The sequence below is a fragment of the Streptomyces sp. NPDC055025 genome (genome assembly GCF_053608565.1).
Genome location: NZ_JBSGVS010000051.1, coordinates 16,615 through 29,153 on the forward strand (window position 1 = coordinate 16,615; position 12,539 = coordinate 29,153).

The 12,539-nt window shown below is 70.9% G+C and carries 12 protein-coding genes; 5 read left to right on the forward strand and 7 right to left on the reverse strand.

Annotation, left to right across the window (positions count from 1 at the left end):
- Positions 1-23: 23 nt before the first annotated feature.
- The 4 genes from ACWGDX_RS27835 to ACWGDX_RS27850 form a co-directional block, all read right to left on the reverse strand.
- Positions 24-791, reverse strand: a complete 768-nt coding sequence (locus ACWGDX_RS27835) for an SDR family NAD(P)-dependent oxidoreductase (protein ID WP_453629858.1) — start codon at positions 789-791, stop codon at positions 24-26.
- A gap of 85 nt (positions 792-876) precedes the next feature.
- Positions 877-2,109 carry an RNA polymerase sigma factor gene (locus ACWGDX_RS27840; RefSeq protein WP_453629860.1) on the reverse strand — a complete coding sequence of 411 codons (1,233 nt, stop codon included), beginning with the start codon at positions 2,107-2,109 and terminating at the stop codon, positions 877-879.
- The gene (locus ACWGDX_RS27845; protein WP_453629862.1) at positions 2,106-2,522 is read right to left on the reverse strand and encodes a YciI family protein; all 417 of its coding nucleotides are present in this window, start codon (positions 2,520-2,522) and stop codon (positions 2,106-2,108) included. The genes ACWGDX_RS27840 and ACWGDX_RS27845 overlap by 4 nt, the downstream gene beginning before the upstream one ends.
- A 191-nt stretch (positions 2,523-2,713) precedes the next feature.
- Positions 2,714-3,631, reverse strand: coding sequence for a LysR family transcriptional regulator (locus tag ACWGDX_RS27850; RefSeq protein WP_453629864.1), 918 nt, complete (start codon positions 3,629-3,631; stop codon positions 2,714-2,716).
- A gap of 72 nt (positions 3,632-3,703) precedes the next feature.
- On the opposite strand from ACWGDX_RS27850, the gene ACWGDX_RS27855 reads away from it, so the two are divergent.
- The 3 genes from ACWGDX_RS27855 (at position 3,704) to ACWGDX_RS27865 (ending at position 6,992) form a co-directional block, all read left to right on the forward strand.
- On the forward strand, positions 3,704-3,880 hold the full coding sequence (locus ACWGDX_RS27855) for a putative leader peptide (RefSeq protein WP_453629866.1): 177 nt from the start codon (positions 3,704-3,706) through the stop codon (positions 3,878-3,880).
- Positions 3,881-4,395: 515 nt separating this feature from the next.
- The gene (locus ACWGDX_RS27860; RefSeq protein ID WP_453629929.1) at positions 4,396-5,649 is read left to right on the forward strand and encodes an acyl-CoA dehydrogenase family protein; all 1,254 of its coding nucleotides are present in this window, start codon (positions 4,396-4,398) and stop codon (positions 5,647-5,649) included.
- A 194-nt stretch (positions 5,650-5,843) separates the two neighbouring features.
- Positions 5,844-6,992 carry an LLM class flavin-dependent oxidoreductase gene (locus ACWGDX_RS27865; protein WP_453629868.1) on the forward strand — a complete coding sequence of 383 codons (1,149 nt, stop codon included), beginning with the start codon at positions 5,844-5,846 and terminating at the stop codon, positions 6,990-6,992.
- Positions 6,993-7,065: 73 nt separating this feature from the next.
- Here ACWGDX_RS27865 and ACWGDX_RS27870 read toward each other — a convergent pair whose 3' ends face one another.
- A complete protein-coding gene (locus ACWGDX_RS27870) occupies positions 7,066-8,397 on the reverse strand; it encodes a hypothetical protein (protein WP_453629870.1) in 1,332 nt (443 codons plus the stop codon).
- Positions 8,398-8,691: 294 nt separating this feature from the next.
- On the opposite strand from ACWGDX_RS27870, the gene ACWGDX_RS27875 reads away from it, so the two are divergent.
- Complete coding sequence (locus ACWGDX_RS27875; RefSeq protein WP_453629871.1) at positions 8,692-9,534, forward strand: class I SAM-dependent methyltransferase; 843 nt, start codon at positions 8,692-8,694, stop codon at positions 9,532-9,534.
- A 65-nt stretch (positions 9,535-9,599) separates the two neighbouring features.
- Here the strand turns inward: ACWGDX_RS27875 and ACWGDX_RS27880 are convergent, their stop codons facing one another.
- Together ACWGDX_RS27880 and ACWGDX_RS27885 are read right to left on the reverse strand one after the other, a co-directional pair.
- The gene (locus tag ACWGDX_RS27880; protein ID WP_453629872.1) at positions 9,600-10,133 is read right to left on the reverse strand and encodes an EF-hand domain-containing protein; all 534 of its coding nucleotides are present in this window, start codon (positions 10,131-10,133) and stop codon (positions 9,600-9,602) included.
- 187 nt (positions 10,134-10,320) lie between these two features.
- Positions 10,321-11,280 carry a LysR family transcriptional regulator gene (locus tag ACWGDX_RS27885; protein WP_453629874.1) on the reverse strand — a complete coding sequence of 320 codons (960 nt, stop codon included), beginning with the start codon at positions 11,278-11,280 and terminating at the stop codon, positions 10,321-10,323.
- A gap of 195 nt (positions 11,281-11,475) precedes the next feature.
- On the opposite strand from ACWGDX_RS27885, the gene ACWGDX_RS27890 reads away from it, so the two are divergent.
- Complete coding sequence (locus ACWGDX_RS27890; RefSeq protein ID WP_453629876.1) at positions 11,476-12,495, forward strand: EamA family transporter; 1,020 nt, start codon at positions 11,476-11,478, stop codon at positions 12,493-12,495.
- Positions 12,496-12,539: the final 44 nt, after the last annotated feature.

Genomic DNA, 12,539 nt, shown 5'->3' on the forward strand with positions numbered 1-12,539 from the left:
GCTCGCGAGCGGTCCGGCGGGCGTCAGGTCTGGGCCAGGCCGCCGTCGACGAAGAGTTCGGCTCCGGTGGTGAACGAGCTCTGGTCGGAGGCGAGGAAGAGGGCCATGGCGGCGACCTCCTCCGGCCGGCCCATCCTGCCCAGCGGTATCCCGGCCGCGAAGCCGTCCTTCAGCCGTCGTCGGAGCCGGGGGCCGCCGTCGGCCAGCCCGTCGATACCGGGTGTCTGGACGGGACCGGGGCTGATCGCGTTCACCCGTATGCCCCGCCCGGCCAGTTCGGCCGCCCAGCTGCGGGCCAGACTGCGGATCGCGGCCTTGGTGGCGCTGTAGACGCTCATCGCCTCCACACCGCGCGAGCCGTTGGTGGAGGAGAGCAGGATCACCGAGGCGCCGTCGGGTAACAGCGGCAGCGCCTTCTGGGCGGTGAAGACCAGTCCCTTGACGTTGACGCCGAAGGTCCGGTCGTAGTGTTCCTCGGTGATCTCCCCGAGCCGGGCGAACTCGCCGCCGCCCGCGTTGGCGACGAGGACGTCCAGCCGGCCGCTGCGTTCCTTGATCGTCGCGTAGAGCCGGTCGAGATCGTCCAGGTCCGAGACATCGCCCGGTATGCCGATGGCCCGCTCGGCGCCCGCCCGGCCGTTGACCGCGTCCACGGCCGCGTCCAGTTCGGGCTTGCGGCGGCCGGTGACGTACACCGTCGCGCCCTCGGCGGCGAAGCGGTCGGCGACGGCGAGACCGATACCGGCGGAACCGCCGGTCACGAGTGCTGTCTTGTTTTCGAGCTGTCCCATGTGTCTCCGATCCATGGACTACGTGGGCCGAGTGGACTCCGCTGTCGAAACGTATGAGTTGGGGACAGTGCCGGCGCGCGGGGACTCAGCGCGCCAGCCGCGCGGCGCGCGTTCTGAGATAGTGCGCCTCCGGCACGCTCAGTGTGCGCTGGGCCGCCAACTGGTAGGCGGCGCGGGCGCCTTCGGTGTCCCCCGTCCGCTCCAGGAGGTGGGCCCGGACCGCGTCGAGCCGGTGATGGCCCGCCAACCGGTCCGCCAGCCCCGCCACTTCGGCGAGCCCCGCCCGGGGGCCGCGCACCATGGCGACCGCGACGGCCCTGCCCAGTTCGGCCATCGGCTCGGGCGCGCGGCGTACGAGGTTGTCGTACAGCGCGAGGATCTGCGGCCAGTCGGTGTCCTCGGCGCGCGCCGCCTCGTCGTGCAGCGCCGCGATCGCCGCCTGCACCTGGTACGGACCGGCCGGACCCTGGGTGAGGGCCGCCTCCACCAGGGCGGTGCCCTCGGCTATCGCGCGCCGGTCCCAGCGGGTGCGGTCCTGCTCGTCGAGCGGGATCAGCTCGCCGTGCGGCCCGGTGCGCGCCGCGCTGCGGGCGTCGGTGAGCAGCATCAGCGCCAGCAGCCCGGTCACCGCGCCCTCCCGGGGCAGGAGCCGGCGTACCGCACGGGTCAGCCGGATCGCCTCGGCGGCGAGATCGGCGCGGTGCAGATCGCTGCCGGACGTCGCCGTATACCCCTCGTTGAAGATCAGATAGAGCACCTGGAGGACGACGGCCAGCCGCCGGTCGCGCTCCTCGGGCCCCGGCTGTCCGAAGGGCACGCCCCTGACCTTCTGTTTCGCCCTGCTGATGCGCTGCGCCATCGTCGCCTCCGGCACCAGATGCGCGCGGGCGATCTCGGCCGTGGTCAGACCCCCGACCGCCCGCAGGGTGAGGGCGATCTGCGCCGCCGGCGTCAGCCCGGGGTGACAGCACAGGAAGAGCAGGGTGAGCGTGTCGTCCTCGGACGGGGCACGGCTCTCCCCGGGCGGCGGCGTCACGAAGGCGTCCCGGGGCAGCAGCGCGGCGGCCGTCTCCTCACGCCCGCGCCGTGCCGTGTCCGCCCGCAACTGGTCCATGAGACGGCGGGAGGCCACCTTGATCAGCCAGCCGCGCGGATTGTCGGGCACGCCCCGCTCCGGCCACTGCCCGGCGGCGGCGAGCAGCGCCTCCTGTACGGAGTCCTCGGCGGCGCCGAAGTGCCCGTACCGTCGTACGAGGGCCCCGAGGACCTGCGGCGCGTGCAGGCGCAGCAGGTCCTCGATCCCGGTGGTGCCTCTCACACATCGCCTCCGCCGGCGTCGGGGATGGGGCGGATGATCACGGGGTAGGCGGGGACGCCCGCGGGCTCGGGACACCGTGCGACGCGCACGGCGATCTCGGTGACCCGCTCCAGGCTCTCGCAGTCCAGCACCCAGTATCCGGCGAGCAGTTCCTTGGTCTCGCCGTACGGGCCGTCCGTGATCACCGGGCGGCCGTCGCCGTCCAGGCGCACATGACGGGTCAGCGCGGGCTCCGCCAGCCCGTTCCCCTCCACCAGCTCACCCGTCTCGGCCAGATCGTTGTTGATCTCCCCCATGTAGACGTACATCGCCTGGAGGTCCTTCTCGCTCCAGGCCGGGCTATGCGCGGATCCCTTGCCTGCCATCCCGTCGTAGTCGGCCTGCGAGCCCTGCACCATCACCAGATACTTCATGATGTCGTTCCTCCATCGCGCGTCGTCGCCCCTCGTGGGCAACTCTCACAGGGGACGTCGGAGCCGGTGAAGGGTTCTCGACACGAGCTCGGAAGATTTCTCGGATATTCGTTTTCGCCGGGGACGTGCCTCGGTGTGTCTCGGCGTGCCTCGGCGCGTCCCCAGTGTGCCTCAGCGTGTCTCAGCGGGTCTCAGCCGGTCGCGTGCGTGGCGCGGTAGGCGTCGGCGCTCCGTACGAAGGTCTGGTAGAGGTCCTGTGTGGCCCGGGGCACGGAGTTCGCCGAGGGGCGTTGCAGCAGCAGAAGGACCTCGGTGCTGTCGCCGGCCAGCGGCCGGTAGGTGATCGCGCCGCACCGCTCCAGCGGATCGCCGATCACGCTGAAGTCGGGCAGGACCGTGGCGCCGAGACCCTCGGCCACCATCAGCTTGCCCATCTCCGCTCCGTCGGTCGAGTACGAGAAGGCGGGGTTACGGCCTTCGAGGATGCGGTGGACGAACCGGTGCATGACATAGCCGGAGCGCATGATGATCAGCGACTCGGCGAGCAGATCGTCCACACCGACCGCCGTCAGCGCCGTCAGCGGGCTGTCCGCGCGGACACAGACCACGGGACGGCCGCGCAGCAGTTCGGTGGAGTGGAAGCCCGGTGGCCGGTCGTCGCCCTGGAGATAGTTGACGAGCCCGAGATCGAGTCCGCCCTCCATCAGCTCGCGGTGGATCCGCTCCTGCCGCGCCGCCACGACCTCGACCTGGGTCTCCGGGTGGGAGGCGCGGAACTCCCGGATGGTGGGGACGAGCAGCGGTACGGTCGCGGCGTTGACCGTGCCGAGCCTGATCATCCGGCTGGTGTGGTGCTGGTCGTCGGCCGCGCGGCGCAGTTTGTCGACGGCGTCGAGGACTCCGATGATGTGCGGCAGCAGTTCGCGGCCCTCGTCACTGACCTTGGCGCCGGACCGTCTGCGGTCCAGTATGTCCACGCCCAGTTCGCGCTCCAGATTGCGGATCGTCTCGCTCAGGGCCGGCTGCGACAGATGCAGTGATTCGGCGGCCCTGCGCAGGGAGCCGAGGCGGGTGACGGCCGCGATGTATTCGAGCTGCTCGATTCGCACGGAGATCCCGCTGAATTTCGTTCGGTACTCGTCTGTACCCGATGGAAGGGAAACCCTATCACCGGCTCGAAGATGCCTGATGGACGCGTGGAGGAGGCCGCCGGTACGGTGGCGACGAAAGAGCCGCCGGTACGGCGACGACCGTTCGGAAGGGGTGACGTCTTGAGGCCAGGGCAGCAAGATCTCACCCGGCGTCGGCACGTCGATCTCGTACGCGTTTCCAGCGCCCTCTGTCGGCCGGGACGCTGAGAATACTCCCAGGTCAGCGTTGGTCGGGCGGCCGTTGCTCGGGCGCTGCCCGAGAGTGACGGCGTGAGCGATCCGAATGCCGGGATTCACGCCACGGATTCCCTCCGCACGGTGATCCGCGCCCCTCGGTCCTCGTGGCTCTCGGCTCTCGGGGCCCTCGCGGTTTTTCCGGCCTTCCCGTCCTTCCCGGTCTTCCTGATTTCACGGAATGGCCATATGTCAATACGCGGCCGATTCCACGGCTTCCACCGCTTCCACGGCGTTCACTGGTTCCACGGTGGATTCCGCCGAGACCCCATCTGGTATTCGTGGTCGTCCGAACCATCCGTCCGGTGTGCCGGGGCCGTCTCCGGCCCGCGCCGGGCCCGTACCTCTCTGGAGGCCGTACCGTGACCGCCGCACCCGCCCGCAATGCCTCCTCAGCCTCCTCGGACGGCTCCTCACCGGGCTCCTCGGACGGCTCCTCACCGGGCTCCTCGGACGGCTCCTCCCCGGACCGTGGCCCCGTCCGTACGGTGGCCGACGACGCGGAGGCGCTCGCCCTGGCCCGCGAGCTGGCCGACGAGTTCAGGGCGGAGGCCGCCGAGCGGGACAGGGAGCGCAGGCTGCCCCGCGCCGAGCTCGACCGGCTCTCCGCCAGCGGCCTGCTCGGGGTCACCGTGCCGCGCGCCCATGGTGGCGCGGATGTCTCCGCGCGCACGCTCGCCGAGATCTTCCGTCTCCTGGCCACCGGTGACGCGAGTCTGGCGCAGATACCGCAGAGCCACTTCGTGTACGTCAATGTGCTGCGGCGCCAGGGCAGCCCGGCGCAGCGGGAGTTCTTCTTCGGGGAGGTGCTGGCCGGGCGCCGGTTCGGCAACGCGCAGTCGGAGGCGGGCACGAAACACGTCCAGGACATCCGTACGCGTCTGACGCCGCTGCGGGACGGGGCGGACGCGGCGGGCGACGCGGGAGGAGCGGGCGACGCGGGAGGAGCGGGAGGAGTGAGGGCGGGCGACGCGGGCGGGACCGGTTCGTACCTGCTCAGCGGTGAGAAGCACTACTCCACCGGCGCGCTGTTCGCCGACTGGATCCCCGTCCTGGCCCGAGCCGAGGACGAGGCGCTGCATGTCGCGTACGTACCGCGCGATGCCCCGGGGGTGACGGTCCTCGACGACTGGGACGGCATGGGGCAGCGCACCACCGCCAGCGGGACCGTCCGGCTGGCGGATGTGGTGGTCCCGGCCGACCGGGTCGTACCGCACCATCTCACCTTCCAGGGGCCGCAGTTGCACGGGGCCGTGGCACAGCTCCTGCACGCGGCGATCGACGCGGGCATCGCGTCGGGGGCACTGGCGGAGGCCGTCGCGTTCGTCCGTACGAAGAGCCGTCCATGGTTCGAGAGCGGTTACGAGGCGGCCGCCGAGGACCCGCTGCTGATCCAGCGGTTCGGTGAACTCGCCCTTCAGCTACGGGCGGCGGAGGCGCTGCTCAACGCCGCCGCGGACGCGGTGGACGCGGCGTCCGCCGATCTCACCGACGACAGTGCCGCGGAGGCGTCGATCGCGGTCGCCGCGGCGAAGGTCCAGGCGGCCGAGGCGGCGGTGGCGACGAGCAGCGCCCTGTTCGAGGTGGCGGGTACCCGCGCGGCCCTGGACAGCCTCAATCTGAACCGGTACTGGCGCGACGCGCGTACGCACACGCTGCACGATCCGGTCCGCTGGAAGGTGCAGCACATCGGACGGTATGTGCTGAGCGGCACACGGCCACCGCGCCACGGTCTGCTCTGAGCCGACCGCGTCGGCGGCCGGTCCGCCCGGCCGTCCGCCCGGCTCCCTTTCTCCTGTCCCGCTCCTTTTCCCCCGGCCCTGTCCCGCTCCTCTTCTCCCGGCTCCTCGTCTGTTCGGTCCCCGTCCCTCGTCTGTTCGGTCCCCGCCTCTGCTCGCCCCTCCCCATCTGGTCATTCCCACCATCGGAGACACTCGTGAACCTCACCTTTCACTGGTTCCTGCCCACCTACGGCGACAGCCGGCATGTCGTGGGCGGCGGTCACGGTCTCCCGGCCGGCGCGGCCGGGGGCCAGCGGCCCGCCACCCTCGGCTATCTCACCCAGATCGCCAGGGCGGCCGAGCAGCTGGGGTTCGAGGGGGCGCTCACGCCCACCGGGGCCTGGTGCGAGGACGCCTGGCTCACCACCGCCATGCTGGCCCGGGAGACCGAGCGGCTGAAGTTCCTGGTCGCGTTCAGGCCGGGCATCCTCTCGCCGACCCTCGCCGCGCAGATGGCGGCCACCTTCCAGCGGCACGCTCCCGGCCGGCTGCTGCTCAATGTGGTGACCGGGGGCGAGAGCCATGAGCAGCGCGCGTACGGCGACTTCCTCGACAAGGACGCCCGTTACGCGCGTACGGGGGAGTTCCTCGCGGTCGTCAGGGCCCTGTGGCGCGGCGAGTCGGTGACGCTGGACGGTACGCACATCCAGGTCGAGGACGCCCAGCTGGCCAGGGTGCCCGACCCGGTGCCGCCGGTCTACTTCGGCGGCTCGTCCCCGGCGGCCGGCGAGGTCGCGGCCCGGCACAGCGATGTCTATCTGACCTGGGGCGAGCCGCCCGCGCAGGTCGCCGCGAAGATCGCCTGGATACGGGAGCTGGCGGCCCGCGAGGGTCGGTCCGTACGCTTCGGCATCCGGCTGCATGTGATCACCCGTGACACCTCGGACCAGGCGTGGGCCGAGGCGCGGCGGCTGCTGGACGGTTTCTCCGAGGACGCGGTACGGGCCGTCCAGGAAGGGCTGGCCCGCAGCGAGTCGGAGGGGCAGCGCCGGATGCTCGCACTGCACGGCGGAAGCACCGCGGACCTGGAGGTCTCGCCGAATCTGTGGGCGGGCATCGGCCTGGTGCGCGGTGGCGCCGGCACCGCACTGGTCGGCAGCCATGGCGAGGTGGCGGAGCGGATCGCCGAGTACCACCGGCTCGGGATCGACGAGTTCATCATGTCGGGCCATCCCCATGTCGAGGAGGCGTACTGGTTCGGCGAGGGAGTCCTCCCGCTGCTGGCGGACCAGGGCCTGTGGCAGCACCCGGGGGCGGCGGAGGCCCGGTCCGAGAGCGGTCAGGTGCCTTTCGTGAGTCGCTGACCCCGCCCGCCCGGCGCCGCTTCGGGTGGCGCCGGGGCACGGGCCGCGGGGCACGGGCCGCGGTGCGGCAGGGTCAGGGGTTCGGCTTCCGCCCCGACGCGAGGAAGAGACCGCCGACCATCACGAGGGCCGCGGCCCCGCCCCCGATGAGCGGGGCGATGCCGGTCCCGGTGTCGGCCAAGGCCCCGCCGTTCTGAGCGCCGGTGCTGTGGGTGCCTGTGCCTGTGCCGGTGCCTGTGCCGCCCTGTGCGCCGCCGCCACCCGATCCCGATCCCGATCCGCCGCCCGTACCACCGGTGCTGGTACCACCCGTGGCGCCCGTACCACCCGTACCGCCGGTGGCGTCCGTACCCCCGGTACCGGCGCCGGTCGCGTTGACGACCACGGCGGCCGTGTTGTTCCCCCGGTTCGTGTCGAACGGGAGTGTTCCCCAGCGGTGATCGCCCTTGACGAACGCCACCTTGCTCACGGCGTTGGTGACGGCCTTGTCGATCCGCAGCCGGAAGGCGTACGGAAGCTCGGTGTCCTCGTCGACGTAGCCGTACGGAGTCGTACAGCGGTAGGCCGACGCCCCGGCCGCCGCTTCGAGGGTCCTGCCGTCGGGGCCGGTCGGCACGCAGAAGTCCGGGGCCTTGGTGACCGTGGTCCCCTTCGGGATCCCGAACTCGAACACGCCGATAGGTGAGCTGACGTCATTGGCCACCCAGGCCGGGCCCTTGTTGGCGAATGTCACCTCCGTGGTGACGGTCCCGCCCACCGCGCCCTTGACGTTCGCTCCGGTGAGCGCGAAGTCCGCGGTGTTCCGCGCGGTGATGGGGACATCGAGCCGCTCGTAGCCGTAGACGGCGTCCGGATCGGCCGGCGGCTGCCGCTCGACGAGCCGCAGCACCGGATCCGCCCCGCCGCCGTGCTGCGTCCCTCCGGGGAAGGTCGGCACGTCCGCCTGGATGTCGAAGCTGAGGTGCTCGTACAGCGCGCGGTCCAGGACGGTGACACCCACCGGCTTCTCCGGCACGTACACGACGCCCGGCTCCAGGGTCTGCTCGATGTCGCAGACCGCGGTCACCTGCGCCGCTCCCTCGTCCTGGGCCGGGACCTCCTCGTACACGCAGTTCGAGTACTTCTCGGCGAAGGACAGCCCCTGCGTGCCGGTGAGGAAGAGCGCCACGCGGGTGGCGGGCCCGTCCCCCCTGTTCGTCACCGAGAACGAGATCCCGCTCGCGCTTCCGGGCCGTATCCCGTCGACCGGAGCGGTCCGCCCGAACGCCAGCTCGGGCGCCGCCAGCTCGCGTGCCGCCGGGTCGGCCGCGGCGGCGGAGGCCGCCGCCGGCCCCCAGCCCAGCCCCACGACGGCGACCGCGCCGGCCGCCGCCCTCAGCGCGCGGGCCGTTGACGCAGATCTCATGGTGCCCTCCGAGGTGGCGCGCACTCCGAGGTGGCGCGCATATGAATGACAGCTGAACAGCCGTGTGAAGGGAGACACCTGAGGCGCCGGAACGGTTGTACGGGCGAACGCTCGGCGGGACGGCTCCGCTCTATCGAGCCAATTGCCCGGGATCGAGCCAATTGCCCGGGAAACCCGGGTGCCGGTCTTCCGGGGCTGCCATCGTGACAGCGCTCTACAGCCGGTGCCGGGAGAGGCACCGGCTTCGCCCATTCGGTCGGGGTGGACAGCCCCTGTCGCAGAGGAGACCGCACCATGGACGCGTACATCCCTCCCGTGGAGCGGACATCGGGATCGGGAGAGCGCTGGGAGTGGACGCAGGAGCGCTACCGGAACGGGATGTTCAGCCATGGCATCAGCAGCGAGCGGCGACGGCTCGGGCTGCTGGAGTCCCTGCTGGACGGGGCGACACGCGCGCGCATCACGGCACTCGGACTGAAACCGGGGGACGAGGTCCTCGAAGTCGGCGGTGGCGGCGGGTCGGTGGCCCGCTGGCTGGCCGGGCAGGGTGCCCGGGTGACGGTGACGGATCTGGACACCCGGTTCCTCGAAGACCTGACGGACCACGGCGTGCGGGTGCTGCGCCACGATCTGTACACCGAGGACTTCCCGCCGGGATCCTTCGACCTGGTGCATGCCCGGTATGTGGTGATGCATCTGCCCGATCCCGACAAGGCGGTGGCCCGGCTCGCCGAATGGCTCAGGCCTGGCGGTGTCCTGCTGCTGGAGGAACCGGCGTCCTTCCCGGTGGTCGACTCCCCGCACCCTGCCTACCGGACCATCATGCGTGCCTTCCGCACCCATCTCGAACGGTCGGTGGGGTCGGACACCGCCTGGGCCCGTACCCTGCCGGTGCCGCTGAGGAGGGCGGGCCTCGTCGACATCGGACTCGACGCCCGGATCCAACTCGTCAGCGGCGGCGACGACGAGGCGGAGTGGTGGCGGCTCAATCTGGAGCAGTCACGGCAGGCCATCGTGGCCGCGGGCCTCGCGGACGACACGGCTTTCGACGCCGCGTACCGCGAACTGGCGTCCCCCGACTTCCATGACCTCTCCCTCGCCGTCCTTACGGCGTGGGGCCGGCGGCGGGCGTTCTGAGAACGGCGAGGCGCGCCCGCCACGACGGCGGGCGCGCCCCGACGACCTACGGCGTTCCGGCCTTTTCAGGCCGCCGCACTTCCGACCAGATGGTCGCCCGGGATGCCCGCCATGTCGGGGCCGTAGTACTCCTTGATGCCGGTGACCCAGGTCTCCCGTGCGATCCGATCGGAATCCGTCGGCCCGAAAGCGTCGAAGAGGACATGGATATTGGGGAGTTGGAATCCGATGGCCGTCATCAGCGCGACGAAGACAGGCCGCCGGATGAATCCGTCCCCTTCCAAGTCGCCCAGTGCGGCGAGCGATTCGGCGAATTCACCGATCGCCCCGTCGAAGCGCTCCGGGGAGAGGACACAGGCGAGGTACTCGTCGAGGCTGACCCTGCCGTCATGGTCGGAGTCCAGCTCGTCGACCACGGTCGTCCAGTACCGCTGAAAGGCGGCCAGCATCGCACCCTTCGCCGTGTCATCGGCCTCGGGCACCGTCTTGAGGACGCGTGTCGCCATGAGGTCGAAATCGTCGGCCTCAAGGAAGCCGTTCTCATTGACGTCGAACAGTGTGAAAACGAGCTTGGCCCGGTTGATCGCTTCGGTACGCAAGGTGTCTCGCCTTTCATCAGGCTGTGGCCAGGGAGACGTTTCGTTTCTCACTATGCGAGGCAGCGGCCCACGCGTCCGCGACCTTATGGACGTTCATGAGAAAGAGTGAACGTACGTATGCCCGTCCCCATGCCCTCCGTATGCCCTCCGTGCGGGGCGGTCCGGAAGGGCGCCGGCCCGGAACGCGTCAGTATTCGGCGGCGTGTTCGGCCCTGTGTCCGTGGTCGTGTCCGGCGGCGCTCTGCTCGGCGCGGTGCGGGGCCGTCGTGTTGCGCAGGGCGTCCAGCAGCCGGTGTACGGCGGGCTGGGCGGGTGACGGGTCGCGTACCGCCGCGTAGATCGTCCGGATGGGTTCGGGGTTGCGGACCGGGCGTACGACAACGGCGGGATGGCGGTTGCCGAGACCCATCTCCGGGATCAGGCTGATGCCGAGGCCGGCGGCGACGAATCCCTGTGCCGTGTCGTAGTCACCGCTCTCCACCACGAAGTTCGGGCTGAAACCGGCCGAGCCGCAGGCGTCCAGCACGGGCTCCAGGCAGGGGCCGGGCTGATCGCTGCCGACCCATGGTTCCTCGGCGAGGTCGGTCAGATCCAACTCCCTTTTGGCGGCGAGCCGATGGCCTTCGGGCAGCACCGCGGAGTACCGGTCGTCCAGCAGATGGACGAACCGGACGCCGTCGACCGAGAGTTGGTCCCGTGGCCGGACCACCAGGGCGACATCGGCCAGCCTGTTCCGTACCTCCGGCAGCGGATCGTTGGGGTCGCTCAGCTTCAACTCGACCTGCACGCCCGGCTGTTCACGACGGAGTGCGGCCACGGCGGGTGCCACCAGCGCCGCACCGGCGGTGGCGAAGTAACGGACCGCCACCCGGCCCGTACGCCCGGCCCGCAGCTCGGCCAGTTCGGTCTCCGCCTCGGTGAAGTGCCGGTCTATGACGGCCGCGTAGTCGGTGAGCACCCGTCCCGCCTCGGTCGGCCGTACACCGCGGCCGGTCCGCTCCAGCAGTGCGATCCCCGCCTCCTTCTCCAGTACGGCCATCTGCTGGCTGACCGCGGAAGGGGTGTACCCGAGATTCCGTGCCGCAGCGGTGACCGACCCACTGGTGACCACCGCCCGCAGCAACTGCATACGCCGTCTGTCCAGCATGTAGAAGAGCTTAACTCTTCCTTCGAATGTTTTCGCTTGTCTTACAGGACTTACCGGGGGACCGTACGACCAGAACGTACGACCACAACGCCCGCCCGGAGCAGCACATCTGACGGGACGTCCGACATGCTCGTACGCGGACCACACGCCAGGAGGCGGACAGTGCCCAGCGGCTCACGCGGAACCCTGATACGCATGGCCGTCCTCGCCTTGCTGTGGGGATCCGGCTTCCTCTGGATCAAACTCGCCCTGGAGGGCGGCCTCGCCCCCCTCCACATCACCGTCATCCGCTGCGCGCTGGGAGCGCTCGTCCTGCTGGTCCTGGCGCGCTCCGCCGGCCAGTCGTTCCCGCGCGACCGCAGGACATGGGGCCATCTCGTCGTGGCCGCCTTCTTCTGCAACGCGCTGCCGTTCTTTCTGTTCAGCGTCGGTGAACAGACCGTCGACTCCGGCGTGGCCGGCGTCCTCAACGCCACAACTCCCCTGTGGTCCTTCGCGATCGGTATCGCGATCGGCACGGAGCGCGGCTTCCGCCCGCTGCGTCTGACGGGTCTTCTGCTCGGCTTCGCCGGGATCCTGCTCATCTTCGCGCCCTGGCACCAGGCCGGTCTGACCGGCGGGGGCGCGCTGGCCCTCATGGCCGCGGCGGTCAGTTACGCCGTGGCCTTCGCCTATATGGCCCGTCATCTCATCGGCCGGGGAACGGCCCCGCTCGCGCTCTCGGCGGCCCAGCTCGTCATGGCGACGGGCCTCACCCTGCCCGTCCTGCCCGCAGCCTCCGCCGCCCCGGAAGCCCCCACCGCCACGGCGTGGATCGCCATCGTCGTTCTGGGCATCTTCGGTACGGGGATCACGTTCCACCTCAACTCCCGCCTCATCGCGGACGAGGGCCCCACCGCGGCCGCCACCGTCGGCTATCTGCTGCCGGTCGTCTCGGTGGTGCTGGGCGCGATCGTCCTCAGTGAGGAGATCGGGATCCGCGTCGTCGCGGGCATGGCGGTGGTGCTTCTCGGCGTGGGTCTGACACGAGGCAGGCAACAGGGCCGGACGCAGGGCCAGAAGCAAGTCGACCAGGAGCAAGTCGGCCAGGAGCAGGGCGAGAAGCAGGGCCGGGCGCAGGGCCGGGAGGAGGGCCAGGACCAGGAGACGGACACGCAGGCAGCCCCGCCCGTGCCCGATCCGGTGACGAACGCCCAGGCCGGACCGTCCCGCTGACTCCTCTGGGGCGGCCACGGCTCCCGTACCCACACGGTCCACCG